Raw genomic sequence first — 20,413 nt, 5'->3', positions numbered from 1 at the left:
ACCTGCGCAGCGGACAATAGCGGCATCCACTACTGACTAACAGGCTACACAACATGTCGACCCTCTCCGGCGCATCACTCACTCCTCCACCGCTCAGCGGCCGCACCGTGCTGATGTTAGCCAGCGGCGCGGGCTTTAGCGTGGCATCCATCTATTACAGCCAGCCGATGCTGGCGATTTTATCCGGCGATCTGCACGCCAGCGTCACCGCCAGCGGCCTGGTGCCGACGCTGACGCAGATGGGCTACGCGCTGGGTATCTTACTGCTGGCTCCGCTGGGCGACCGTCACGATCGCCGCACCATCATCACCATCAAGGGCGTGCTGCTGACGCTGGCGCTGCTGCTGAGCGCCGCCGCGGGCAACATCATGGTGCTGCTGGCTGCCAGCCTGGCCATTGGTATTACCGCGACCATGGCGCAGGATATTGTTCCGGCCTCGGCCAGCCTGTCACCGGAAGCGCAGCGCGGTAAAACCGTCGGCACGGTGATGACCGGGCTGCTGCTTGGCATTCTGCTGTCGCGCGTGGTGAGCGGGCTGGTCGCGCAGGTTTTTGGCTGGCGCGTGATGTTTATCCTCGCGGCGGCGCTGGTGCTGATGATGACGCTGATTTTATGGCGCCGCCTGCCGCATATCGCCCCGAGCACCAGTCTGAGCTACCCGGCGCTGCTGGCCTCAATGCGCCATCTCTGGCGCCAGCATGGCGAACTGCGCCGCGCCGCGCTGGCGCAGGGGCTGCTGTCGGTTGGATTCAGCGCTTTCTGGTCGACGCTGGCGGTTATGCTGCATAACCACTACGGGCTTGGCAGCGCCACGGCGGGAGCATTTGGCCTCGCCGGCGCTGCCGGTGCGCTGGCGGCTCCGCTGGCGGGCGCCATGGCAGACCGCCGCGGCCCGGCGCTGGTGACGCAGTTCAGCACCGCGCTGGCGACCGTCTCCTTCGCGGCGCTGTTCTTACTGCCGCTGCTGCCGGTACCTGCCCAGCTGGCGCTGATTGTCATCTCCGCCATCGGCTTTGATTTCGGCGTGCAGGCTACGCTGGTATCGCACCAGACGCTGATTTTCGGCCTGGAACCGGCCGCCCGCAGCCGTCTCAATGCGCTGATGTTCACCGGGGTGTTTATTGGCATGGCAATAGGTTCAGCGCTCGGCAGCCTGATGCTGGAAAAAGCGGGCTGGCCTGGCGTGGTGGCGCTGCTGACGCTGGCAGGCGCGGGCAGCTTTATTGTCAGGATGCAGGGACGCGCCGCGCGTTGCCCCACTGCACCATCAGCACCACGCTGAAAATCAGCAGCGCACCCACCCGCTGGCTGGCGTTCAGCGTCTGGTCGAGCAGCGCATAGCCGATGATCAGCGCCACCAGCGGGCTGAGCAACCCCAGCAGCGACATCACCACCGGGGGGTTTGCTTCGGCGCCGGCAAACCACAGCCAGTAGGCGCACAGCGAACCGGGGATCGCCACCCAGGCATAGCCAAGCAGATTGGTCAGGGTCAGCGCTGACGGCAAGGACTCCGTCAGCAGCTGGGCGGGCAGCACCACCAGTCCACCGGCCAGCAGCTGCCAGCCGGTAAACGTCATCATGCTCATCCGTGGGGGCCTGCCCCACTTTTTCGTTAAGACCAGCCCGCTGCCCATGCTCAGGGTGGCGAGAAACGCCGCCAGCAGCCCGACGGGATCGAGCCGTCCTGAAGGCAGCGCAATCAGCAGAAAAACGCCCACCGCCCCCAGCCCGGCCGCCAGCAGCTGGCTTCTGCTGGCGCGCTGCGCAAGCAGCAGGCTGGAGAGCGCGATCACCGCCAGCGGTTGCAGCGCCCCAATCAGCGCCACCACCCCACCCGGTACGCGATAGGCTGCAGAAAACAGCAGGATAAAGAACAGGCCGATATTCAGCGCACCCAGCACCAGCAGCCGCAGCAGCCAGCGCCACTCCGGCAGGCGTGCCCCACAAATCAGGATCAGCCCGGCGGGCAGCGCGCGGATCAGTGCCGCCAGCAGCGGCTTATCATCCGGTAAAAACTGGGTAGTGACATAGTAGGTGGAGCCCCACACGCAGGGGGCGAGAAACGCCAGGTGTCGTAACGCTATCATTTTGCACTCCGCGCATTATCCGGCGACAGGCCGAATTTATTACGAGATCGTAAAGTACGACAGCGTTATAAATCAGTCAAAGTATTTCGAAAGTGAAATATCCGCGGATGATATTTTTGCCCAAATTATGCTACTTTGGCGCAAGCATGCGAGTGACAGTAAAAAAATAAGAAGGAATATCAGAAAGATGAGTTCACAGATGCCTATCGACACCATCATTGCGCAGTGGCAGCAGGAGCGCCCGGACCTCGATGTCGCGCCCATGCGGGTGATTGGTCAGCTCGGCCGCACCCGCTATTTCGCCGGGCTGAAAATCCAGCAGCTGTTCAGCCAGTACGGGCTCTCCAGCAGCGAATTCGATATTCTCGCTACCCTGCGCCGCAGCGGCGCGCCCTACGCACTGAACCCGTCGCAGATTGTCAGCGCCCTGATGATCAACAACAGCACGCTAACCAGCCGCCTCGATCGCCTGGAGAAGCACGGCCACCTTATCCGCGTGCCGATTGTTGGCGACCGCCGTTCGGTGCACGTGCAGTTGACCGACAGCGGTTTTCAGCTGATTGATGAGCTGGTGGGCAAGCATGTGGCAAATGAGAGAGCGATGCTGACCGCCCTGAGTGATGATGAGCAGCAGCAGCTGGTGGCGCTGCTGGCGAAGCTGGAACAGCACCTCGCCAGCGAGTAAGAGATCTACGACAGCTGCAGGCTACCGTAGGCCGCAGACCAGTCCTGATCGAAGCGCTGCAGCGCGCTGTCGACCGCCGGATCGAGCAGGAACAGCTCGGCCACGTCGGGATCGACGGTGATCGCCTGGCAGCCCGCCAGCATACAGTCGAGCACCTGGCGCGGCGTGCGGAAGCTGGCCGCCAGCACTTTACTGTGCGGGCAGTGCAGCCCGAGCAGGGTTTGCAGCTCCTTCACCAGCGCAATACCGTCTCCGCCCTGCGCATCGATGCGGTTCACATAGGGCGCGATATAGCTCGCCCCGGCCAGCGCCGCGTAAAACCCCTGTCCGGCACCGTATACAGCCGTGCCCAGGGTCGGGATATTCTGCTGCGTCAGCGCTTTAATCGCCGTCAGCCCCTGATGCGTCACCGGCACTTTCACCACCAGTCCCGGCACCGCTTCGCGCAGCTGCAGCGCCTCATCCACCATCGCCGCGGCATCGTGGGCGATCACCTGAGCAAACAGCGTACTGTCAGCAGGCAGGATTGAGACCAGCTCCTGCAGCACGCTGCTGAGCAGACGCCTGCTGCGTGCCACAATGCTGGGATTGGTGGTGACCCCTTTGATCGGCAGGATCGCCGCCAGGCGTTTCACCACGCCGACGTCAGCGGTATCTAAATAAAATTCCATCACACCCTCCGGGAAGCCAGTTTACCTTTCAAATGAAAGCTATTTTGTTTCACAGCAAGATAAATGAAATCCTGGTGGCTAAATTTGATCGCCATCACGCTTCCACATGCACAAATTAAATGCGCGAATGGCGATGTATCTCTATGGAAATTAACTGATTAATGGTGTTACATCCACTGCCGCCTGCAATAAGTGAAAGCGCGCTTTCATCTGCGGCAGGATTGAGTCACTCAGGCTACGTTTTATGAAAGCGTCAGGCTTTCATCACCGTCACGCCCTGCTGCGTCAGCGCCGTTTCGACGTTCAGCAGCAGGCCCGCATCGGTAATCACCGTGTCGATATCGCTGTGCTTCGCCACGTTATAGGGGAACAGCTTGCCGAATTTCGCCGACTCGGCGATGACAAAGTTCTGCACGCCTTTCTCAATTGCCAGGCGGATATTCTCTGCGCGCATAATATCGCGGCCGGTGAAGCCATAGTTCGGGTGGTAGCCATCAATGCCGATGAATACCTTGTTAAAATTGATGTTATTGATGCACAGATGCGTCAGCGGCCCGACGAGGCACTCGCTGCGTTTTTGCAGCACGCCACCGATCAGCACCACATCCTGATGGCAGTTTTTCAGTTCATTAGCCACATAAACGCAGGGCGTGACCACCATGACATCCAGCCCGGAGCGGCCAATCTCACGGGCGAAATGCGCATTGCTGCTGCCCGCTTCAATAAACAGCGTATCGCCCTCCTCCAGCAGCGTCAGCGCCCGTTTTGCCATCGCCTCTTTGGTGGTGAAGTTGCTGCTGACGCGTTCGCTGAGGTCGTTCAGCGACACCGCATAACCGTGGGCGCGGCTCAGATAGTGCAGACTCTCCAGCTCCGCGAGATCTTTACGGATCGTCACCCCGGAAACCCCGGACAGACGCGCCAGCTCGCTGATGCTGACTTTACCTTTCTCTTCTACCCGGTCGAGAATGCGCCGCTGTCTCTCTTTCATTTCTGCTCCATGACGTGACAGGATGTTTCAAAATAAAGCGTGATTTTCATATTATGAAAGCCGTTGCGGATTCACAATCTCTTTCCACGGCGCTGTTCGATGCCTCTTTTTTTACTCAGATATTTCTAACCTATCCTCTTGTGCTGCTGATGCCCTGTCAGGGGGAATAAAATCGCTACCGGCGTCGGATAACAGCCTGTTTTGCGGTTGAAAAGGGGAAGCCATCGGCAAAAACGACCTCTTTTTCACGGTATGTTTTTCCCCGATGATAGGCAGGGTTTATCTTCTGTTTATTTCAACCTGGGGCTGGCGTGATGATTAAAATGATTGCTGTGGATATGGACGGCACCTTTCTCGACGATAATAAGCGCTATAACAAAGCGCGATTTTTACAGCAGTATCAGCAGCTAAAGCAGCGGGGAATCAAGTTTGTGGTGGCCAGCGGCAACCAGTATTACCAGCTGATTAGCTTCTTCCCAGAAATCCGCGATGAGATCGCTTTTATCGCCGAAAATGGGGCGAATATCGTGGATAAGGGTAAAACGCTGTTTTGTGGTGCGCTCAGCGATGCGCATCTGCGGCGCGTGCTGGAAGTGCTGGCGGGCATTCCCTATATTCATGCCGTGGTGTGCGGACCGCGCAGCGCGTACATGCTTGATACCACCCCGCAACCGCTGCTGGCGCTGATGGCTAAGCATTATCATCGCCTTGAACTGCGCGAGAATTTTGCCGCGCTGGATGACACCATCTTTAAGTTCTCCCTGAATCTGAATGACGAGAAGATCCCCGAGCTGATGGCGCATATCGGGGATGCGCTGGAGGGTATCGTCACCCCGGTTTCCAGCGGCTTTGGCTTTGTCGACCTGATCATACCCGGCGTACATAAAGCCCACGGGCTGAAGCTGCTGCAGCGTCAGTGGCAGATTGCCGATGAGGAAGTGGTGGCGGTCGGCGACAGCGGCAATGATATCGAAATGGTGGCCCACGCCGGCTTTGGCTTTGCCATGGATAATGCCCAGCCCGGCGTGAAAAAGGTCGCGGGGTATCACACCGAGAGTAACAATCAGCAAGGCGCGCTCAATGTGATTGAGCGCGTGCTGACCGGGAGCCATCCGTTTAGCCATTAAAAGCGGGCTGACCGAAAAAGAAGGTCCGCCCCTACGAAGGCAGTTTGTTGCAGGGGCCGACCATTTTTCCGCTCGCCCCGTGGTGGGCGTGCCCCTTAACGGAACAAATTATCGATTGAGTCCTGCTGCAGCTGCTGGTACAGGCTGAACTCATCAATCACGGCCACGCCCAGCGCCCGTTCAAATTCCGCCTGGCTGGGGTTGCCGCTGCCCACTGAACTGGCATCGCTGCCCAGATTCGACTGGAAAATCCCTGCCGCACTCACCGGCAAAAAATCCTCGTAGATAATCGGCTCGGCCGTCACCGCGCCACGGGCAATCAGGCTCTCCAGATCTTCGCCCGGCTGCGCGCTGACCTGCTGATTACGCCGGTAGCGATACCACGCCAGCTGCTCGCGCCGTAAGGTTGCGGCATCATCCGGGAAGGCAGCGAACACCGCGCTGAGATGCTGCTGATGGCTGGCGTTATCGCTGTGTTTTTCCGCTGCGGCCTCGCGCAGCAGGCGGTCGTACAGCGCGCGTCCTTTACGGGTTAACGCCACGCCGCGCTGCTCAATCTCGCCAAAGCGCGCCGTATGCGTGCCGGCCGTGCGGTCGCTGAAATCAATCGCCTCGTTCAGGGCTTTAAAACTGGTCTGACGCAGCAGGATCGGGCAGCTGCGCGCTGGCGGTCCTTCTATGGTCTCCTTCGGCGTGATGCCATACTCCGGCATCAGCTGCTGCACGCGGTCAATATCCAGCGTGCGCGGCGTCAGATGGTTGATATGCGGCCCGCGGAAGCAGACCACGTCGGCGATCAGCCGGTGCTGCGCCAGCAGGGTGTTATAGGTGCTGAGATCGACCGAGGCCTGCTGGTGCCAGCGGAACGTTTCCAGCGCCTGGCGCACAAACTCATCGGCATCATCATCCCTCAGCCCGCCCTCCTGCTGCCACTGCGCCAGCAGCTCGCGCAGGCGCGGCGTAAAGATATCGCGCTGTTGCAGGATCTCACTGACCCGCTGGCGCAGCGCGTCATCGCTAATCAGCTCCAGGCGCAGCAGCGAGGTAAACACGCGAAATGGATTGATCTGCAGCGCGCGCTCTTCCACCGGGCGGAACGCGGTGGAGTGCACCGGCACGCCCGCCGCCGACAGGTCGTAATAGCCGACCGCCGACATGCCCATCACCGCAAACACCTGGCGCAGCGTCGCTAACTCCTGCGCGCTGCCGACGCGGATAGCGCCGTGACGCTCCACGCTTAGCCGCTCCACTTCCTGCTGCCACTGCGCCGCTGCCAGCTGCTCAGGGTGCTGCTGTAAAACCTGTTGATTCACCTCACGCACCAGCTGCAACAGCGTGCCATATTGAGGAACTTCCGTCTGGTACATCGCCGACATCGCTTTGGAAAAGCGGTCACGAATATGGTCCGCGCTGATAAACCGGTCGCTCATTACTGTTCTCCTGAAAAGTCCCACCCGCAGGATAGTCATGCCGCTGCGAGCTAAGTGATAGTTTCATCACAGAATTTGATCTCGTCGCGGGATGAGATAGCCAAATCACAAAAATGAAACGCTGTTTTACTTTTACTTGAGCTCTTCGGCGGGTCGCACTACACTCACCTGACATCACGACCCGCTTAATCAGGAGAGACCGGATGAAAATTGCATTGATGATGGAAAACAGCCAGGCCGCGAAGAACGCCATCGTGCTGAATGAACTGCAGCAGGTTGCCGCCCAGCAGGACTTTCCGGTGTATAACGTCGGCATGAGCGATGAGCAGGATCACCACCTGACCTACATCCACCTGGGGATTATGGCCAGCCTGCTACTGAATTCAAAAGCCGTGGATTTTGTCATCGCCGGGTGCGGCACCGGTCAGGGCGCGCTGGTCTCTCTCAATATTCACCCCGGCGTGGTGTGCGGCTACTGCATCGACCCGGCGGATGCCTATTTATTTGCCCAGATCAACAATGGCAATGCGCTGTCGCTGCCGTTCGCTAAAGGTTTTGGCTGGGGCGCGGAGCTGAACCTGCGCTTTATCTTTGAGAAGGCCTTCGCCGGTGCCAAAGGTCAGGGTTACCCACCGGAGCGCAAAGAGCCACAGGTGCGCAACGCCGGGATCCTCAACAAGGTGAAGGCCGCGGTGATCAAAGATAACTATCTCGATACGCTGCGCGCCATTGACCCGGAGCTGGTGAAAACGGCGATTTCCGGGGAACGCTTCCAGCACTGCTTCTTTGAACACTGTCAGGAGAGCAGCATCCGTGATTTTGTGCAGGAACGTCTGCGTTAGAGAGAGAAGCGGACCAGAACGGTCCGCTCATGGGTTGGCGAGGTTAGCGCCTGCGCAGGCGCAGCAGCGCGAAGAGGAGCAGCAGCACCAGCACCACGCCTCCGGCAATCAGCCAGTTCATGTAACGCACAATCAGCGGCGCTTGCCCGCCCTGACGCAGCTGGGCGACCTCATCGGCCGTTAACTCATCATTAATTCCGGCAAAGTGGCTGCGCACATAGCGGGTGACCGAGGCAATCTGCGCGTTGTTCAGCTCGGTAGCAAACGCTGGCATGCCCACGTCCGCATCGCGGCTTTTACGATGAATGCCGTCAACGATGGTCATCACCAGGTTGTTCGGCGTGGCGGCGGAGACCGCGCTGTTGTGGGTCAGCGACGGGTAGAAGTTATCCTTCGTGCCCTCGCCCGTCCGGCCATGGCAGCTGGAACAGGCGCCGCTGTACAGCACCGCACCGTCGGTGGTGGCGCTGTCCGCCAGCGAAGCCTGGTCGCCCTGCCCGCTAATCACCGCGTTGATATCGGTCGCAGCCGGTTTATCAGCGGTGACCGCCAGCGGGCTTTGCTGCGCGGGGACCTGTTTGATCCACGCGGCAATTGCCTGCAAATCGTTATCCGGCAGGTACTGGAAGCTGTGCTCCACCGCTTCGCCCATCGCACCCGCCGCCTGCGCTTTGCCCTCAAGGTGGCCGGTTTTCAGATAGGTGACAATATCCTGCTGGCTCCAGTCGCCAATCCCTGATTTATCCGGCGTAATATTGGGGGCGTACCAGCCACCCAGCGGGCTGCCCGCCAGATAGCGGCTGCTCTCTTCCGCCATCATTAGGTTGCGCGGGGTATGGCAGGTGCTGCAGTGGGCCAGCACGTCGACCAGATATTTACCGCGATTGAGCTGCGCGCTGAGATCGGCCTGCGGTTTAAAAGGCTTATCGTCGCGGTACAGCAGGTTCCAGCCCCACATGATCTGGCGAATATTGAACGGGAACGCCAGTTGAGTTTTCTCCGCCGGAGCCTGCTCGACCGGCTTCACGTCGTGCATCAGGTAGGCGTATAGCGCGCGGATATCCTCATCGGTCATCCCCTGATAGGCGGTGTACGGCATCGCCGGGTAGAGGTTACTGCCGTCGGCGGCCACCCCTTTGCGCAGCGCGTCGGCGAACTGCTGTTCCGTGTAGTTGCCGATGCCGAACTGCTTCGACGGGGTGATATTGCTGGCAATAATGCGCCCCATCGGCGAGTCGATGGCGTAGCCCCCGGCAAACGGCGCGCCGTTCTCAGCGGTCTGACGGTGGCAGGCGCCGCAGTCGGCGGCGACGGCCACGTACTTACCGCGGGCAATCAGCGCCGGGTCAGGCTGTGCATCAGCCGCCGCCGCGCTGAAAGCGCAGGTCAGCAGCAGAGTAGTCAGAAGCGTTTTCATCATCAGATCTCCCTCTCAATGATTTCCGCCATGCGGATACTCAGCGCCACGCCGGTCAGCGTGGGGTTGATGACGCCGGAAGCCGGAATAACGCCCGTCGTCGCAAGGAACAGATTGCTGTGATCCCAGCTGCGGCATTCGTGATTGACCACCGAATCTTTCGGGTCAGCGCCCATGATCACCGTGCCCATCAGGTGGTCGCGGTTCTGCCAGCCGGTGTTGTCCTCCACCACTTCTCCGCCCATCAGGCTGACGAAGCGGCGATAGTCGGCATCTACCACGTTTTTCGCCGCCTTGACGTAATCATCCACCTCGTAATGCACCGTCAGCATCGGGATGCCGAGGGCATCTTTGCGCGTGCTGCTCGGGCGCACGGTGTTGGTGGCGTGCGGCAGGATCTCAAATACCGTGGAGATATCCACCCAGCGCGCGGCCTGGTGACGGATCTGCTCGTCGAGCGCCTTACCGATGACCCCTTTGGCGATCAGCCGCTGCGCCACCGCCATATTCGGCACGTTGTTCGACATGGCGTGTTTGATGGCGGCGTGTTTTTTGCGGAAGTCGCCGTCGCGATAGTTGAAGATGCCGCCCTGCTGCACCGCTCCCCGGCCGGGCCACAGCGGCTCATCGGCAAGGAACTGCAGCCCCATGCCGGTGTGGTCCATCAGGTTACGCCCAACCTGATCGGAACTGTTGGCGACATCCGAGATCAGCAGCAGCTTGGGCGTTTCCAGCCCGTGTGCGGCAACGATAAAATATTTCGCCGTCAGGCGCGTATCGACGCCTTTTGAACTGCGTACGTGTACCGCCACAATCTTACCGTCGGCGCCTTTTTCCAGCTTCCACGCGGTGGAGTCGGTCAGCAGACGCGCCCCGGCATCTTCCGCGTGCTGCGCGTGCTTGTCGCCGCTGTACATCGAGCCAATCGGGCACACCGGCATGCAGTTGTTGTTGCCGCTGCACGCCGGGCGACCGTCATAAGGACGGGTGGCGCGGCCATTAGGCTCATGGATAAAGTGGTACCCGGCCGGGCTGAGGCGGCTTTTCAGGCGCTGGAAAATATAGGTTTCGCCTTCCGGCTCCATCGGGTACGGTTTTGAGCGCGGCGGAAAGGCGCTGCCGCCCTGGCCGCTCTGGTCGTCCGTATCGCTGCCGCACACGCCGAGCGCCTCTTCCGCCTTCTGGTAATACGGCTCCAGTTCGCTGTACTCCATCGGCCAGTCGCGACCGACGCCGTACAGAGTTTTCAGCTTCATATCATTCGGCAGATAGCGCCAGCAGGCTGCGGCCCAGTGCCAGGTCGTGCCGCCCACCAGCTTCAGCATGCCGGGGCGAAAGTCGAACGAACCGGTATTTTCAATATACTGTTCGTCGTAAGAGTGGTGCGCCCAGGGCTCGTTCGGATACGGCGAGTTATAGTTGCCTTTTTTCGGCGAATTACGGAAGTTTTCGACGATTTTCCAGCGCGGGATCTTCTCTCCGGCTTCCAGAATAATCACCGATTTGCCCATGCGGGCCAGCGTAGTGGCGGCATTACTGCCCAGCGCGCCGGAACCGACGACAATCACGTCGGCATCGTATTGTTGGCTCATCGTGGTGCTCACATTAAAAGAGAAAGAGTTAATCGTTTTTTAGTGTTGCTGGCGGCTGGGTCCAGTAATTGGTATGACCACGGGAATACGTTGGGATGACGGTGGCATCCAGCGTCGGGGCATACATCAGCGCATCGGTGTAGGTGACAAAACGGGTATTATCAACGGCACGCAGCGCAACCGGCGTACCGGTGTAGCCGAGATACCAGGCTGAGATAATGGTTTTGATCGTGTCACCGCTGCCACCCTGCATCAGCGCATGACCGTTAAGCTGGTCCGCTTGAGTGATGCCCGCGCTCTGCAACGCGCTGCTCAGCTGCTGAAGATGGGCTGGAAACTGCGCATCTTCCGCCGCCAGGCAGTGCAGTGCGCGCTCTGAAACCAGCGGGCTAAGCTGCGTGCGCCCGGTTAATAACAGCGAGATCCGGTAAAAAATATGGCTGTCGCTCGAAGCGGCAGGCGCGGCGCCCCAGGAGAGGGACGGGTTGAGTACCGCCATGCCCAGCAGCGCCGCACCGGAAGTGATGAGTGTCCTGCGTGTTAACATAAATGGATGCCTGGTTTAAAAAATTGTGACCAGTTTCACACTACGCAGGCGGATTTGTAAATGGATTGTAAATCAGGGGAATAGTTAAGCGTGGCTGATACCCCAGTCTACTTTCAGCCCGCGGCGGATGGCAGGCTGAGACAGCTTAAAACATCATCGCGAGGAGTAAATATGACCTATCCACGAGTGGGCGTTGGCGTCCTGATATTCCGCAATGGCCTGCTGTTACTGGGGAAACGCAGCGGCAGCCACGGTGCCGGCGACTGGTCAGCCCCCGGCGGGCATCTGGAGTATGGCGAGACGCCGCAGCAGTGCGCCGCGCGGGAGGTCGCCGAAGAAACCGGATTAACCTTAGGGAAATGCATTAATGGTCCCTTTACAAATGACTTTTTCAGCCGTGAGCAGAAACATTACGTCACGATTTTTATGCTTAATTACGACGCCGAAGGCACGCCGCAGCGCCTGGAACCGGAAAAATGTAAGGGCTGGCAGTGGTTTGACGTAGGCGCTCTGCCGCAGCCGCTGTTCGCCCCGCTGCGATCGCTGCTGGCAGAAACCGATCTCAACGCGCTGAGCAATGGTGGCCCTGGGAAAGCGGCGAAATGATAATCCCGTCAGTGATAATCTCACAATAAGTGCATATTGCCCCTGCTCACAAAGCGTACTAAAATCTCACCCGTTGAGGAGAGTACTTGTCGCACCGCCCTTACCGCTGTTACCCGCAGCGGCGAGCGCTGAGAAAGAGAGCCCGGTCGAAAGATCGGGTTCTTTTTTTGCTTTTATTCTAGATAGAGACGAAAAAAGGCGAAGGGGTTAGCTTCGCCTTTGCTCAGAGTTCCAGTGTCCTTACCGGCTACTGGTCAGTTGCTTTATCGCAACGACAATTTGCAGGCTGGCGAGAACAATGTTCAACGCCAGCAGAATTGCTTCTGCAATTATCACTCGGCACGCTCCTTGTGGGAGAGTGCGCACCGCACCATCAGTGCCTTTCCATTTCCCCTGACGGCGTGTACTCGCTGTTGGGGAGCACTTGTCGCCCTCTCAGGTGGAGGCAAACCGGGCAGCACCACCTGTTACCGGTCGGGAGCGAAAACTTTTTCTTGCCCACCTTAAAAGTGACGACGACTCTTCAACAGCGCTGAAATTATAATACCCTGAGTGATAATTTCACAATAACCGCACATTGACCCTGCTCACAAAGCGTACTAATATATCGCCTGTTGGGGAGTACTTGTCGCACCGCCCTCGTCGCTGTTACCCGCAGCGGCGAGCGCAGAGAAAGAGAGCCCGGTTGAAAGATCGGGTTCTTTTTTTTGTCCATAATCTGATGAGAAATCAGCCACAACCCGTAGCAACGCGTCGGGCAAAGCTTTACATTGGTTTATCCCCATTCTGCCGATGAGAACGCGATGAATCCTCTTGCCCCGCTGCTTAACCTCACTACCCACCCGATTGACGATGCTGACTATATCGCCCGCTGCCAGCAGCAATTGGCCAGCGACGGCGCGCTGGTGCTGCGCGGCTTTCTGACTGCGGATGCGCTGGCCGCGATTAAGCAGGAAGGCGATGAAAATCAGCAGCTGGCGTTCTACGCTGCCAGCCAGCACAACGTCTATCTGCAAAAGCCCGATGCGCACTATGCTGACAACCACCCGCGCAACCGTCAGGTGGTCTCGTCGAAAGGCTGCATCACCGATGAAGAGATCCCGGCTGATTCCCCGCTGCGTACCCTGTACGACTCGCCGGTGTTTAAGGCCTTTCTCTGCGGGGTATTGCAGGAGCAGCAGCTCTATCCTTATGCCGACACGCTCTCCTCTATCAACCTGCACTACGCGCATACCGGGCAGGAGCTGGGCTGGCACTTTGATAACTCCTCGTTTGCCATTACTTTGCTGATCCAGAAACCCGAGGCGGGCGGCGTGTTTGAGTACGTCAACCATTTGCGTGATGCGGAAGCGGGTGAAATGAATTTTGCCGGGGTAGCCGAAGTGCTGGACGGGGAACGTGCGGTACAGCAGCTGGCGATTGAACCGGGGGATTTAGTGCTGTTCCGCGGGCGTAATGCGCTGCATCGCGTCTCACCAACGGAAGGCGATACCACGCGCATGCTGGTGGTGCTGGCTTACAATGCCCAGCCGGATATTGCGCTGTCGGAAAGCGCCCGCATGACCTTCTACGGGCGCCTGTAACCTTAGCCGATCAGGGCATCCCAACCGCGCTGGAAGATCTGGCGGGTGCGCAGTGCCGTTAGCGCTCGCCAGTCTTCATCCGCCGGATAGAACCCCTCAAACAGCTGCTTTTTCAGCGCGATGCCCTGCTCGCTAAGCGGCTCGCCGTAAAGATGCAGCCAGTGATCGTCGCGCACCCGGCGATGCATCTCCCGCCCTTCGTAGGTGCCGCACTCTACTACCAGCTGCAGCAGTTCGGTGTCCGGTAACTGGTCGAGCATAAACTGTGACAGATAGCCGGTTGCCGTCGCGGTGACCCCGGTTTCACTGTCGCGGTTGTCACCGGTCAGGATCACCGTCAGCCACTCGCCGAACAGCTGCTTAGCCTGCTCCAGCGCCGCATAAGGGCGCTCGGCAATGGCTAACAGCATCGGATGGCCGTAAGCCCCCGCGCCGGTGTGCAGATCGAAGCTGATAATCCGCCGCGCCATTTGCAGATGATTGGCAATAATCTGACGCAGCGTGCGCTGCGACCAGCTGGGCTCGCAGCCACCGTAGAAAATGCCGTCGGCAAACTGATACTGGCCGGCTTCGACAATCCGCTTTACGCCGCTCCAGCCCATATCGGCACACTTCTGCGCCATCTGCATATCGGCGGCAGCGCGCTCGGGGCCATCAATATCCTGACAGCGATAAATGCTGTGCAGCGGCGGGTACGCCAGGTTTTGCGGAATAGCCGCGCTGAAATCGATAAAGTTACGGTTCAGGTCAGCATTATCTTCATTGACGCGGCGCAGGTGCGCGGTGCCCCAGGGATTGATCAGATGCACCATCACCAGCGCCACGTGCGGCGGCAGCGAACTGCCGTCGAGCGCATCGAGCCAGGCGATCTGGCTGTCAGAACCATAATACCCTTCAACGCCGTGCGTGCCGGAAACCACCAGCATCACCTGCGGCGCATCGGCCCGGCCAATCACCGCCACCTCGGTTGAGAGTGCCTCGCCCTGCGGTCCTGCCAGCGGGTGCGGATAGCCAGTGATTGCCCCGCCCAGCCGCCTAGCGGCCGCCAGGAAGCGCGCCCGCTGCTGGCGATAATCGGGCAGTGTTATCTGCGTCATGGTCTACTCCGGGCGGTGGTAAACATCAAAGCTGAAGTACTTTTTCGACAGCTGGTCGTAGGTGCCGTTTTTATGCAGCTCGGCCATCGCCGCGTTAATTTTGGCAATGCGCGCAGTGTCATCTTTACGCAGCCCAATCCCCACGCCTTCACCAAAGTATTTCGGGTCATACAGCGGTTTACCGGCGATGTGATAATCGGCACCCTGAGGGGTTTTCAGAAAGCCCGATTCGGCGGATGCCGCGCTGGTAAAGGTGGAGTCGAGACGCCCCGAAGCGAGATCCGGATAAATCTCGGACTGGTTAGGGTAGCTAATCACTTCCACGCCCTGGCTGCCCCACATCGCTTTCGCGTAGCCCTCCTGGGTAGTGCCCTGCGCCACGCCGACGGTTTTGCCCTTCAGCGATGCCAGCTCCGGCAGCAGCTTACTCTCTTTACGCGTCAGCAGTGCGCTCGGCGTGTTGTAGAGCATATCGGTGAAGGCCACCTGCTGGCGGCGCTTTTCGGTCATCGCCATGGCCGAGAGAATTGCGTCAAATTTACGCGCCTGCAGCGCCGGGATGATGCCGTCATAGCCGGTCTGCACCCAGACGCATTTCACCTGCATCTGCTGGCAGATAGCGTTACCCATATCGATATCAAAACCCTGCAGCGAGCCATCAGGCGCTTTCGATTCAAACGGTGGGAAAGTCGGGTCGACGCCGAAGCGCAGCTCTTCAGCGGCAAATGCCGAAGCGCTAAACCCCGCCAACAGTGCCAGCGCGGTTAAAGTCAGTTTTTTCATGCCACGATCTCCGGGAGCTTTATAGGGTTAAGCACCAGTAATAGCATGATTTCACATCAAGAAATAAAGCATTTGTCTTATGAAAGCGCGGCCGTTTATAAGCCACTTTTATAATGCGCGGGGAAATTAAACGGGGCGACAGCGTGCCGCCCCGGGGTCATTACAGCTGTGGATACATCTCCAGCAGGCGGCGCGTCACGCCATTGGTCCAGCCGAAGCCATCCTGCAGCGGATACTCACCGCCGCCGCCCAGCAGCGCGGCATCACCGCTGATGTTGTACTTCTCCACCATCTTATGGTGCTGGTCATAGGTCGCACCGACGGTTTTCAGCCAGCGGCTGGCAATCTCCTGCGCCAGCAGCTCTTCGCCGTAGCTGTTGAAGCCTTTCACCGCCAGCCACTGCAGCGGCGCCCAGCCGTTCGGGCTGTCCCACTGCTCGCCGGTCACTTCCATGCTGCACAGCATGCCGCCCGGAGCCAGCAGATAATTCCGCACCGCTTTCGAGGTGCGCGTCGCCTGATCCAGGCTCGACATGCCGACATACACCGGGGTGACCGCAGCGGCAGAGAACGACGCCTTTTCACCATCGCGCCAGTTATAGTCACGATACAGGCCGGTATCCTCTTCCCACAGATACTTATCAACGATTTCACGGCGCGTCAGCGCCAGCTGCTGATAGCGATCCGCAGTCGCCTGGTCGCCTTTGCTGGCCGACAGGCGCGCAATGGTGGTTTCCAGCTTGTAGAGGAACGCATTGAGATCGATCGGCACAATGCTGGTGGTCTGGATACTCTCCAGACGGCCAGGCTCGCTCAGCCAGCGCGAGGTATAGTCCCAGCCGGAAGCCGCCCCGGCACGCAGGTCGCGGTAGACTTCGCTCGCCGGGCGTGACGACTGGCGGGCCGTCTCTACATCCTCATACCAGGATTCGTCGCGCGGCGTGTCGCGGTCATCCCAGTAGCGGTTCAGCACCGAGCCGTCCGGCAGCATCACCACGTGGCGATAGGCCTGATTCGGCTGCAGGTTTTCCTGCCCGTCCATCCAGAACGCATATTCGCTTTTCAGCTGCGGCAGATAGTGCGCCGCTTCATGCACGTCGTTCTTCTCAAACAGCTCGACCATCATGGCGAACACCGGCGGCTGCGAGCGGCTGAGATAATAGGTCCGGTTGCCGTTAGGAATATGGCCGTACTTGTCGATCATCCACGCAAAGTTATCGGCCATATTGCGCATCAGATCGCAGCGCCCTGCCGCCGCAAAGCCCAGCATGCTGAAGTATGAGTCCCAGTAATAGGTCTCACTAAAGCGACCACCCGGCACCACATAGGGTTTTGGCAGCGGCAGCAGGGAGGAGAACTCACTGTGCTTCTGCGGCTGACGGGTGAGTACCGGCCACAGGGAATCAATGTGCTGCGCCATGGTGTTGGTGGGGTCAGACACATAGCGGCTGTCATAAGTCCCCGGCAGATCGAAATTCTCCAGCACAAACTTCAGCAGGTCGAACTGCTGCTGCTCGCGTTCCAGATAATAGCGATACAGGATGCGCTCCGGTTCAATCTTCGGCGCACAGTCGGCAAAGGTTTTGCTGTCGGGGAAAATACGCGACATCTGCACCGCCTCGAACAGATCCTGATAACGGTCTGACGGCGTGAGGATGTCCGGGGCGGGCAGCCCACGAATCGGCTCCGGCTGCGGTTCAACCCCCGCCTCTGGACCCGACTCATAATCATCATACCAGGCTTCATATTCAGTATGGTTATTGTCAATCAGCGTTTCGTTTTGGTTGAAAGTGATAAGAACCTCCTGATGCCGAAAAAGTCCGACAAAGTCGCTTGGTGAATAAGCAACCTATTATAGTACCGCAGTCTCGCGACGCAACCCGATGTTTCTATTACTCTTAATGAAGAGATATTTCAAAAAATAAACAGATGGCGAATTTCCCTTAATTTATTGACAGACAGGGGAAGTATTACTGGAAAATAAACACAAACTGACAATGTTAATCGTAGTGTTAATTTCGATGAATTAATTGATTTATTACAGCGAGTTATCCCGCTGAGAAGCCAAACTGATAAAACAGCGTAAATTCGCGCAGCGCGCCATAATCTTCAGTATGAACAGACAATTAGTTCACATTCCGCTGAACAGGTCGAGATTACCCTTGCCGAGCCGTTACCCGCCCGGGTGTTACACCGGTGTAAAAGTTGCAAATCGGGCGCCGAACTGAGGTTTCAGACAATACTCAGCACAATCCTACATCTGAATCGGGATATTTCTTACGGCGGAGATTTACTTCTTATCGCCGGGAAAATAAACTATTGCGCCTTCGAAAGGCTTTACTCTGAACCCCATTCCCCTAACGCTGAGACTCTCAGGCAGAGGGTTGTAAATTAAAGGATTTTTTTCATGACGCTTCAACTCTGGCTGGCGTACACCGGTGTGATTGCCGCACTGATTGCCATTCCCGGCCCTTCGGCGCTGATCAGCATGACCCACGGCCTGCGCTATGGCCGCAGGCAGGCGCTGGCGACCGTCAGCGGTGGCGTACTGGCCGCAATGATGCTGATGACCGCCTCTGCGCTGGGTCTGGGCGCGATCCTCGCCGCCTCAACCACCGCCTTTACCGTGCTGAAAGTGGTGGGCGCTGCCTATCTGATCTGGCTGGGAATTGCTGCCTGGCGCGATAACAGCGAGCCGACGGCGGTCAGCACCAGCGAAATGGAAGAGGCCCCAGGGGCATTTCGTCTGTTCCGCAAAGGCTTCACCGTCGGCATCAGCAACCCGAAGGATCTGCTGTTCTTCGCCGCGCTGTTCCCGAACTTCATCGATGCCAGCCAGCCGCACGCCCTGCAGTTCGCCACGCTGGCCATCACCTGGGCGGTGCTGGATTGCAGCATTATGTTCAGCTATGCCTGCGCCGGTCGCCGCCTATCGGGCGTCTTCGCCAGCCGCCGCCGTCTGCGCATTCTCAACCGCTCCACGGGCAGCCTGTTCGTCTTTGCCGGTGGCGCACTGGCCATCTCGGCGAAGTAATTTACCCGGCGGTTTTGATGCGTCCGCTGGCGCGGGCAAAGGCAAACAGCCCGCCCGCATCAACGATACTCGCCAGCTCCCCTACCGGGTCGATCGCCAGTTGCTCCCCCGTTGCCTCCAGCGTCACGCTCTGCGTGACGGTATCAAGGGTTATCCGGTCGCCGGTGCATAACTGCCGGTATAACGCCTGGCCACAGGCCACCGGCAGTAGCTCCCCGGTGGCCACACAGTTACGGAAGAAGATACGCGCATAGGATTGTGCCAGCACCGCCTTTACCCCCGCCGCACCCAGCGCCACCACCGCATGTTCCCGCGACGACCCACAGCCAAAATTTTTTCCCGCCACGATGATCGGATAGGCGCTGCGCCCGCTGACGGCATCAATAAACGGCTGGGCACCTTCCGGCAGGCCGCACATCGCCAGTGCTCCCAGCTGCGCGTAGCCTTCCGGCGTGGAGGGATTGACCTTAAGAAATTCGGCACTCAGAATCTGATCGGTATCAATATTGTCACCCAGTACGTACACCGCACCCTGAATAATGGCGTTCATTGTGCTGCTCCTGTCATGCCCAGCGGGTTGGTAATGGTGCCCGTCACTGCCGCCGCCGCGACGGAATAAGGTGAGGCAAGATAAATGCAGGCCCGCTTGTGGCCCATGCGTCCGACAAAATTGCGGTTGGTGGTGGAGATCACCGATATCGGGTCATTCACCCGGCCAAAGGTATCGGCAGGGCCGCCGCAGCAGGCGGCGCATCCGGCTTCAGCAGAGAGCTGCACACCCGCGTCGCAGAGGATCTGATACAGCGACTGGCCGTCGAGCTGAGTCGCGATCAGCTGATGGAATACCTCTTTGGTCGCCGGAACGGCAAAGGTGGGAATGCACACCTGGTGCCCTTTAAGTACCTGCGCAGCCGCGTGAAAATCCGCCAGCTTGCCGCCGGTGCAGGAGCCAATATAAGCCTGTGAGACAGCAACATTTTTCAGGCTGTCAGCCGTAACGACGTTATCCGGCGAGTGCGGTTTTGCCACCAGCGGCTGCATGGTCGAGACATCAAACTCCATCACCCGGCTGTAGCAGGCATCGGCATCGGCCTCGACCACGTGATAAGGGATATCAGTGCGCCCGGCCAGATAATCCAGCGTCGCCTGGTTCGGCACCATAATGCCGTTTTTCGCGCCGCACTCCACCACCATATTGCACATCGTCATACGCTCATCGACCGACATCGCCTCCACCACGCTGCCGCCGAACTCAATCGCTTCATAGGTTGCACCGTCTGCCGTGAGCTCCGCCATCAGCGCGAGGATCAGATCTTTCGCCTGCACGTGGGCGGGCTGTTCGCCGTGGTAGTTAACGCGAATAGTGGAGGGCACTTTCAGCGGGATCTCGCCTGTGCCCAGCGCGTAGGCAGCATCGGTGATCCCCAAACCAATAGCAAAACAGCCAAACGCCCCGGCGGTTACGGTGTGCGAATCGGTGCCGAGCAGCACTTCACCAGGACGAGTATGCCCCCCTTCCGCCAGCCCGATGTGGCAGACGCCTTTATACTGTGGCGTACCCACATCGTAGAAGTGTTTAATTCCCTGCTCCGCGGCGAATTCGCGCATCACGCGAATATTTTGATTCGCCTGCGCATCAGCAGAATAGACAAAGTGGTCCGGGATCATAATAAAACGTTGCGCATCCCAGACTTTAGCCTGGGCGCCAAACTCTTTTTTAAATACGCTGGCGACACCGGGCGTGCAGGGATCGTGCGACATTAATATATCGACCTTTGCCCAAACTATTTCTCCAGGCGTGACGCTTTCGCGCCCGCTGGCTCGGGCGAGTATTTTCTGGCTAATTGTCTGACCCATTAAATTAACTCTCTGCGTTGTGAGATTACCGGGGAGTAAATGAATTTTAATCACCATAGCGCT

The 20,413-nt window shown here is 58.7% G+C and carries 19 protein-coding genes; 7 read left to right on the top strand and 12 right to left on the bottom strand.

What is annotated here, in order from left to right:
* The first annotated feature begins 53 nt into the window (after positions 1-53).
* Positions 54-1,283 carry an MFS transporter gene (locus ACLI4M_RS11770; RefSeq protein ID WP_048917484.1) on the top strand — a complete coding sequence of 410 codons (1,230 nt, stop codon included), beginning with the start codon at positions 54-56 and terminating at the stop codon, positions 1,281-1,283.
* On the opposite strand, the gene ACLI4M_RS11765 is transcribed toward ACLI4M_RS11770, so the two are convergent.
* The gene (locus ACLI4M_RS11765; protein ID WP_253538086.1) at positions 1,228-2,088 is read right to left on the bottom strand and encodes an EamA family transporter; all 861 of its coding nucleotides are present in this window, start codon (positions 2,086-2,088) and stop codon (positions 1,228-1,230) included. The two genes, ACLI4M_RS11770 and ACLI4M_RS11765, sit on opposite strands and share 56 nt — an antisense overlap.
* Positions 2,089-2,275: 187 nt before the next feature.
* Between ACLI4M_RS11765 and ACLI4M_RS11760 the strand changes: the two genes are divergently transcribed.
* Positions 2,276-2,773 (top strand): MarR family winged helix-turn-helix transcriptional regulator, encoded by a 498-nt coding sequence (locus ACLI4M_RS11760; RefSeq protein WP_133624926.1) that lies wholly within the window; start codon positions 2,276-2,278, stop codon positions 2,771-2,773.
* 5 nt (positions 2,774-2,778) lie between these two features.
* Here ACLI4M_RS11760 and fsa read toward each other — a convergent pair whose 3' ends face one another.
* Positions 2,779-3,444 (bottom strand): fructose-6-phosphate aldolase, encoded by a 666-nt coding sequence (fsa, locus tag ACLI4M_RS11755; protein ID WP_133624927.1) that lies wholly within the window; start codon positions 3,442-3,444, stop codon positions 2,779-2,781.
* Between the two features lie 253 nt (positions 3,445-3,697).
* Positions 3,698-4,435 carry a DeoR/GlpR family DNA-binding transcription regulator gene (locus ACLI4M_RS11750; RefSeq protein ID WP_133624928.1) on the bottom strand — a complete coding sequence of 246 codons (738 nt, stop codon included), beginning with the start codon at positions 4,433-4,435 and terminating at the stop codon, positions 3,698-3,700.
* Positions 4,436-4,749: 314 nt separating this feature from the next.
* Here ACLI4M_RS11750 and ACLI4M_RS11745 point away from each other — a divergent pair, with 314 nt between their 5' ends.
* Positions 4,750-5,562, top strand: a complete 813-nt coding sequence (locus tag ACLI4M_RS11745; RefSeq protein WP_133625139.1) for a Cof-type HAD-IIB family hydrolase — start codon at positions 4,750-4,752, stop codon at positions 5,560-5,562.
* A 95-nt stretch (positions 5,563-5,657) separates the two neighbouring features.
* Here the strand turns inward: ACLI4M_RS11745 and hglS are convergent, their stop codons facing one another.
* A complete protein-coding gene (hglS, locus tag ACLI4M_RS11740) occupies positions 5,658-6,992 on the bottom strand; it encodes a 2-oxoadipate dioxygenase/decarboxylase HglS (RefSeq protein ID WP_133624929.1) in 1,335 nt (444 codons plus the stop codon).
* Positions 6,993-7,195: 203 nt separating this feature from the next.
* Between hglS and ACLI4M_RS11735 the strand changes: the two genes are divergently transcribed.
* Positions 7,196-7,834: an RpiB/LacA/LacB family sugar-phosphate isomerase gene (locus ACLI4M_RS11735; RefSeq protein WP_133624930.1), complete on the top strand. Its 639-nt coding sequence runs from the start codon at positions 7,196-7,198 to the stop codon at positions 7,832-7,834.
* A gap of 43 nt (positions 7,835-7,877) precedes the next feature.
* On the opposite strand, the gene ACLI4M_RS11730 is transcribed toward ACLI4M_RS11735, so the two are convergent.
* Genes ACLI4M_RS11730 through ACLI4M_RS11720 form a run of 3 tightly spaced genes read right to left on the bottom strand, consistent with a single transcriptional unit; the run spans position 7,878 to position 11,390 of the window.
* The gene (locus ACLI4M_RS11730; RefSeq protein ID WP_099754419.1) at positions 7,878-9,254 is read right to left on the bottom strand and encodes a cytochrome c; all 1,377 of its coding nucleotides are present in this window, start codon (positions 9,252-9,254) and stop codon (positions 7,878-7,880) included.
* Complete coding sequence (locus ACLI4M_RS11725; RefSeq protein ID WP_133624931.1) at positions 9,254-10,843, bottom strand: GMC family oxidoreductase; 1,590 nt, start codon at positions 10,841-10,843, stop codon at positions 9,254-9,256. Before ACLI4M_RS11725 ends, ACLI4M_RS11730 begins: the two co-directional genes overlap by 1 nt.
* Positions 10,844-10,871: 28 nt before the next feature.
* Complete coding sequence (locus ACLI4M_RS11720; RefSeq protein ID WP_133624932.1) at positions 10,872-11,390, bottom strand: sugar dehydrogenase complex small subunit; 519 nt, start codon at positions 11,388-11,390, stop codon at positions 10,872-10,874.
* A gap of 171 nt (positions 11,391-11,561) precedes the next feature.
* On the opposite strand from ACLI4M_RS11720, the gene ACLI4M_RS11715 reads away from it, so the two are divergent.
* Both ACLI4M_RS11715 and ACLI4M_RS11710 read left to right on the top strand, forming a co-directional pair.
* A complete protein-coding gene (locus ACLI4M_RS11715; protein ID WP_133624933.1) occupies positions 11,562-11,996 on the top strand; it encodes a nucleotide triphosphate diphosphatase NUDT15 in 435 nt (144 codons plus the stop codon).
* Between the two features lie 803 nt (positions 11,997-12,799).
* Positions 12,800-13,579, top strand: coding sequence for a HalD/BesD family halogenase (locus ACLI4M_RS11710; RefSeq protein ID WP_133624934.1), 780 nt, complete (start codon positions 12,800-12,802; stop codon positions 13,577-13,579).
* A 2-nt stretch (positions 13,580-13,581) separates the two neighbouring features.
* Here the strand turns inward: ACLI4M_RS11710 and ACLI4M_RS11705 are convergent, their stop codons facing one another.
* The 3 genes from ACLI4M_RS11705 to treF form a co-directional block, all read right to left on the bottom strand.
* Positions 13,582-14,667 (bottom strand): DUF2817 domain-containing protein, encoded by a 1,086-nt coding sequence (locus tag ACLI4M_RS11705; RefSeq protein WP_133625140.1) that lies wholly within the window; start codon positions 14,665-14,667, stop codon positions 13,582-13,584.
* A gap of 12 nt (positions 14,668-14,679) precedes the next feature.
* Entirely contained in the window at positions 14,680-15,459 is a 780-nt protein-coding gene (locus ACLI4M_RS11700; RefSeq protein ID WP_133624935.1) for an ABC transporter substrate-binding protein, read from the bottom strand.
* Between the two features lie 160 nt (positions 15,460-15,619).
* Entirely contained in the window at positions 15,620-17,254 is a 1,635-nt protein-coding gene (treF, locus tag ACLI4M_RS11695) for an alpha,alpha-trehalase TreF (protein ID WP_133624936.1), read from the bottom strand.
* 612 nt (positions 17,255-17,866) lie between these two features.
* Between treF and ACLI4M_RS11690 the strand changes: the two genes are divergently transcribed.
* Positions 17,867-18,493, top strand: a complete 627-nt coding sequence (locus ACLI4M_RS11690) for a LysE family translocator (protein WP_048917501.1) — start codon at positions 17,867-17,869, stop codon at positions 18,491-18,493.
* A gap of 1 nt (position 18,494) precedes the next feature.
* Here the strand turns inward: ACLI4M_RS11690 and ACLI4M_RS11685 are convergent, their stop codons facing one another.
* Both ACLI4M_RS11685 and ACLI4M_RS11680 read right to left on the bottom strand, forming a co-directional pair.
* On the bottom strand, positions 18,495-19,043 hold the full coding sequence (locus ACLI4M_RS11685; RefSeq protein WP_133624937.1) for a 3-isopropylmalate dehydratase: 549 nt from the start codon (positions 19,041-19,043) through the stop codon (positions 18,495-18,497).
* Positions 19,040-20,350: a 3-isopropylmalate dehydratase large subunit gene (locus tag ACLI4M_RS11680; protein WP_133624938.1), complete on the bottom strand. Its 1,311-nt coding sequence runs from the start codon at positions 20,348-20,350 to the stop codon at positions 19,040-19,042. The genes ACLI4M_RS11685 and ACLI4M_RS11680 overlap by 4 nt, the downstream gene beginning before the upstream one ends.
* Positions 20,351-20,413: the final 63 nt, after the last annotated feature.

The organism is Erwinia sp. LJJL01 (assembly GCF_047300805.2).
Lineage (GTDB): Bacteria > Pseudomonadota > Gammaproteobacteria > Enterobacterales > Enterobacteriaceae > Erwinia > Erwinia aphidicola.
Note: the sequence above shows the minus strand (reverse complement) of the source record. Positions and strands in the feature narration are given on the sequence as shown.

Bases quoted from the DNA above. Each gene is read 5' to 3' on its own strand.
- ACLI4M_RS11770 (WP_048917484.1), top strand. From the start codon at position 54: ATGTCGACCCTCTCCGGCGCATCACTCACTCCTCCACCGCTCAGCGGC.
- ACLI4M_RS11765 (WP_253538086.1), bottom strand. From the start codon at position 2,088: ATGATAGCGTTACGACACCTGGCGTTTCTCGCCCCCTGCGTGTGGGGC.
- ACLI4M_RS11760 (WP_133624926.1), top strand. From the start codon at position 2,276: ATGAGTTCACAGATGCCTATCGACACCATCATTGCGCAGTGGCAGCAG.
- fsa (WP_133624927.1), bottom strand. From the start codon at position 3,444: ATGGAATTTTATTTAGATACCGCTGACGTCGGCGTGGTGAAACGCCTG.
- ACLI4M_RS11750 (WP_133624928.1), bottom strand. From the start codon at position 4,435: ATGAAAGAGAGACAGCGGCGCATTCTCGACCGGGTAGAAGAGAAAGGT.
- ACLI4M_RS11745 (WP_133625139.1), top strand. From the start codon at position 4,750: ATGATTAAAATGATTGCTGTGGATATGGACGGCACCTTTCTCGACGAT.
- hglS (WP_133624929.1), bottom strand. From the start codon at position 6,992: ATGAGCGACCGGTTTATCAGCGCGGACCATATTCGTGACCGCTTTTCC.
- ACLI4M_RS11735 (WP_133624930.1), top strand. From the start codon at position 7,196: ATGAAAATTGCATTGATGATGGAAAACAGCCAGGCCGCGAAGAACGCC.
- ACLI4M_RS11730 (WP_099754419.1), bottom strand. From the start codon at position 9,254: ATGATGAAAACGCTTCTGACTACTCTGCTGCTGACCTGCGCTTTCAGC.
- ACLI4M_RS11725 (WP_133624931.1), bottom strand. From the start codon at position 10,843: ATGAGCCAACAATACGATGCCGACGTGATTGTCGTCGGTTCCGGCGCG.
- ACLI4M_RS11720 (WP_133624932.1), bottom strand. From the start codon at position 11,390: ATGTTAACACGCAGGACACTCATCACTTCCGGTGCGGCGCTGCTGGGC.
- ACLI4M_RS11715 (WP_133624933.1), top strand. From the start codon at position 11,562: ATGACCTATCCACGAGTGGGCGTTGGCGTCCTGATATTCCGCAATGGC.
- ACLI4M_RS11710 (WP_133624934.1), top strand. From the start codon at position 12,800: ATGAATCCTCTTGCCCCGCTGCTTAACCTCACTACCCACCCGATTGAC.
- ACLI4M_RS11700 (WP_133624935.1), bottom strand. From the start codon at position 15,459: ATGAAAAAACTGACTTTAACCGCGCTGGCACTGTTGGCGGGGTTTAGC.
- ACLI4M_RS11690 (WP_048917501.1), top strand. From the start codon at position 17,867: ATGACGCTTCAACTCTGGCTGGCGTACACCGGTGTGATTGCCGCACTG.
- ACLI4M_RS11685 (WP_133624937.1), bottom strand. From the start codon at position 19,043: ATGAACGCCATTATTCAGGGTGCGGTGTACGTACTGGGTGACAATATT.
- ACLI4M_RS11680 (WP_133624938.1), bottom strand. From the start codon at position 20,350: ATGGGTCAGACAATTAGCCAGAAAATACTCGCCCGAGCCAGCGGGCGC.